We start from the raw sequence: 3,669 nt of genomic DNA, 5'->3' as shown, positions 1-3,669 counted from the left end.
GGCCATGGCGCCCGACGATCCGCCCGTCGTCCGCCGCGATCACCCACAGGCTCCCGTCCACCGAGCCGATGCTGACCAGCCCGTCCGCCACGGCCGGGCTGGAATCGTAGATGGTGCTGCCGGTCGCGGCTACCCAGATCTCGCGCCCGTCCGCCGCATCGATGCAGCGCACTTCGCCCCGGTCGCCCAGGCAGCCGATGTAGATTCGGCCGTCCACCAGGGCGGGGGACGAGTAGCCCACCTTGTCGCCCGGCGAGGTGTACGTCCAGCGCGTGGCTCCCGTGGCGGCGTCGAAGGCGTGGAGCACGTTGCCATTGGCCGGGATGTACACCGTTCCGCCGCCCACCGCCGGCCCACCGATGGCCGGCGAGTACGCGAACGAGCGGTCCGTCCCCGGCTGCCGCCAGGCGAGCGCGCCCGTGGCCGCGTCCAGCGCATACACGTGCTTGTCCCACGCGCCGATGAAGAAGCGCTCGCCATCGGTGCCCGCGGGGCTCTGCGCGAACGCCGACGGGCTGGGGGGGAGCGCGAAGGTCCATCGCACAACTCCGTCCTCCACGTTCAGCCCGTACACGGTGCCGTCGCCGGACGCGATGGCCGCCACGCCCTTCGCCACCGCCGCGGACGCGTACACCGGCCCGCCCGTGCGCCGCGCCCACAGCCTGCGCCCGTCGCGCGCGTGGAAGGCGTACACCTGCCCATCCGCGCTCCCCACGATGATCCGGTCCTCCGCCAGCACGGGGGACGAGTGGCAGTAGCCGTCGGTCTGCGCCTTCCACCGCGGCGCTCCGTCCGCGGCGCGCAGGGCGTTCACGAATCCGTCCATGGCACTCACGTACAGCGTTCCGTCCGCAAGCAGCAGGTGCGACATCACCCCGCCCGTCAGTCGCCGTTCCCAGCGCCGCTCCAGCTCGGGGACCACGGGCGCGGGCACGGCGGCGGCCGCCCGGGCCGCTGCGGCGCCGATGTTCAGGCCCACGGGGTAGACCGGCCGCTTGTAGCGCGAGGCCGCCAGCGGAACCGTGGCGATCAGTTGCGGCTCCGGCTGCTCCGTCGTCCGGCGCGAGAGGCGCACCTCGCCCGCGAGCGCATCCACGTCCACGCGCTGGTACGAGCCCTGGTACAGCCCCTTGTTCATGGTAGACGCGATGCCGTTCCACTCCCACAGCAGGTCGGAATGGCCGTGGCCGTTGAACACCAGCTTCACGTTGTACGGCTCGATCACCCGGAACAGCGCGTCCTGGTTGTCGACCATCACCGGCGCGCGCCCCACCCAGTGATGGGTGAACAGCAGCACGGGCGTGGCGCGGTCCACCTGGCGCAGGTCCGCCTCCAGCCAGCGGAGCTGGGCCGTTTCGTAGTGCCCGTAATGCGACAGGGGAACGGTGCTGTCGAGCAGGACGAAGTGGACTCCGGCGTGATCGAAGGAGCGGAATGGCGCTCCCACGCGCTCGCGGAAGATCTGCAGCCCGCGCGGGGCCCAGCGCACGTCGTGGTTTCCGGGGACGTGGTGCACGGGAAAGCCGATTCCCGCCAGCACCTGGTCGTAGCCGTCGTACTCGCCCGCCCAGCCGTAGTCGGTCACGTCGCCGCCGTTGATGGCCAGCGCCGGACGCACCCGCTCCGCCATCTCCACCACCAGCGACCGGCACGCCTCCAGGTTGCGACCCTCCAGCCCCAGGTGGGTGTCGCTGAAGAAGGCGAAGGTGAACGACCGCGGGTCCGGAAGCCAGCGCAGCGCGGGCGACAGGCCGGTAGCGACGCCCAGCTTCAGCAGGTCGCGGCGGGTGATGGAAAGGTCCATCGGGGCGGAGGGTCTGTGTGGATCGGGCGGCGGCTCGCGGAACGTGCGCGCAAGCTCAGCCGGATCGGGATGATCCGCAAGGGCGGAGCGCCGAAAGGCCCGCGGCCGGGGTGGTCGCGGGCCCTTCGCCGAGGCGCGCCGGGTTCAGCGCAGGACCAGGACGATGCGGTCCAGGCCGAACGCCGCCGACGAAGGGCGCCCCTCGTGGTTTACCGGGACCAGGGTGACGGACAGGTCGTCGCGGCCGCGCAGGAGGTCGTGGACCAGCGGCGCCACGCCCAGGGTGACGGTCACCGGGTCTCCCGGATCATCCGCGGCGGCCCGCATCAGGGTCAGCGACCCCACGAATGCCGGGTGCGTGGTGCCCGACTCCGCGTTCGCCGCCGGGTGGTTGACGTAGACGTCGATGGTCACTCCGGCCTCACGCGGAAGCACCACCCCCTCCAGGCGCAGGCTGGCCGCCGCCGCGGGCAGGTCGCGCCCGCCGGCGAACAGCCGGGCCCGCGCCTCGCCGGGAACCCGGAACGGGGCGGTGACCACGGGGGCGCCGCGTACCGTCAGCATTCCGGGGGGATCGTGAAGCACGTACCTCAACGTGCCCTCCTGCGCCGGCCGCTCGGCCGGCCGCTGTGCCGCGGGTTCCCGCTGCGCCTGGCACGCCGAGCCGGTCAGCGCCACCGCCAGCGCCGCCGCACCCGGCAGCACCCGCGCCGTGCGCGATCCCACGAACCGTTCCAGCCATCGCAGCGCCATGACCTCGTCCTCCTGATGAAGCGGGCCCGTGCGCCGCGCGACCAGCCAACCCGGTGCGCGGCGCGGCCTTCGTCCTTTCAGTACACGCGACGGAGCCCCCGCGTGCCATGGACGACGGCGCGGGTCAGTGCAGCTGAAGGGTGAAGCCCTCGAAGGCCAGCTCGCCCGCGGGGGTTCCGTCGGCCGTCACCGGCTCCACCCGCACCTGCAGCGCCCGGCCCGAGCGCAGGAGGGGAGCGAGCGTGGCCGGAACGGCGAGGTGAATGTCCACCGTATCGGCGTGGTGGCCGTTGGTGGGAACGATGGACACGCTGCCGACGAGGCTCGCCGCGTCCGCCGCGCCGCCGGAGCGGGCGCTGGCCGCCTCGATGAACACGTCGACGGTGACCGGCTGGTCGCCGGGCAGGACCACGTTCTCCAGCTGCAGCGTGGCGGGCGAGCGTTCCACGTCCGCCTGGGCCGACATCGCGGCGGCGGGAATGGAGAACGTGGTGCGCAGGGGCTGGTCCAGCACCCGCGACTTCGTTCCGCCGCCGATGGAAACCAGCCGGGGCATCTCGTTGTAGCGGATGTCCCACGTCAGGATCTCGGCGACCGAAACCTCCACCGGCCGCCCCGCGGGATCCACGAACGTGTAGCGGTCGGACTCCTTCACCTGGTTGTGGTGCGTGGGGTCCTGCATCCACAGCGACCACACGCGGTCGATGTTGGCGTGGTGCGCGTAGAAGATGGGGTCCTTGGGCGACCACTGGATGTCGCTCATCCATCCCGTGTCGCCGCCCACCGTGTTGTGCACGTATCCGTGCGGCCCGAACTCCAGGTTCCCGCCCTCGCCCTGCTCGCCGCCGCCGAAGGTGACGAAGTCGTGGGTGGCCAGGATGGTGGAGATGCGGGTGCGCCCCGCGTTCAGCGGCCGGGTGCCCAGCGGACGCGTGGTGTTCGGCGCGATGGGCATCAGGGCGGGGTCGGTGTACTGCTGCGGGATGGTCAGCTGGTCGGTCCAGTTCCAGTAGGGCAGGGTCAGGCTGTGCTCGCGCACGGCGGCCTGCAGCAGCTGCTCGAAGTACACCAGGAAAGCCCGGTGCCAGGGAAGGAACCGCGCGCCGTAATGG

Annotated in this window: 3 protein-coding genes; all 3 read right to left on the bottom strand. The window is 72.1% G+C overall.

The window, feature by feature from the left end:
* Positions 1-1,804 (bottom strand): PQQ-binding-like beta-propeller repeat protein (locus tag VIB55_RS20655; RefSeq protein ID WP_331878563.1); only part of this gene is annotated, 1,804 nt, incomplete at its 3' end.
* A gap of 144 nt (positions 1,805-1,948) precedes the next feature.
* The gene (locus tag VIB55_RS20650; RefSeq protein ID WP_331878562.1) at positions 1,949-2,557 is read right to left on the bottom strand and encodes a tyrosinase family domain-containing protein; all 609 of its coding nucleotides are present in this window, start codon (positions 2,555-2,557) and stop codon (positions 1,949-1,951) included.
* Positions 2,558-2,681: 124 nt separating this feature from the next.
* On the bottom strand, positions 2,682-3,669 hold a 988-nt coding region (locus tag VIB55_RS20645), incomplete at its 5' end, for a tyrosinase family protein (protein ID WP_331878561.1).

The sequence above is a fragment of the Longimicrobium sp. genome (assembly GCF_036554565.1).
Taxonomy (GTDB): Bacteria; Gemmatimonadota; Gemmatimonadetes; order Longimicrobiales; family Longimicrobiaceae; genus Longimicrobium.
Note: the sequence above shows the minus strand (reverse complement) of the source record. Positions and strands in the feature narration are given on the sequence as shown.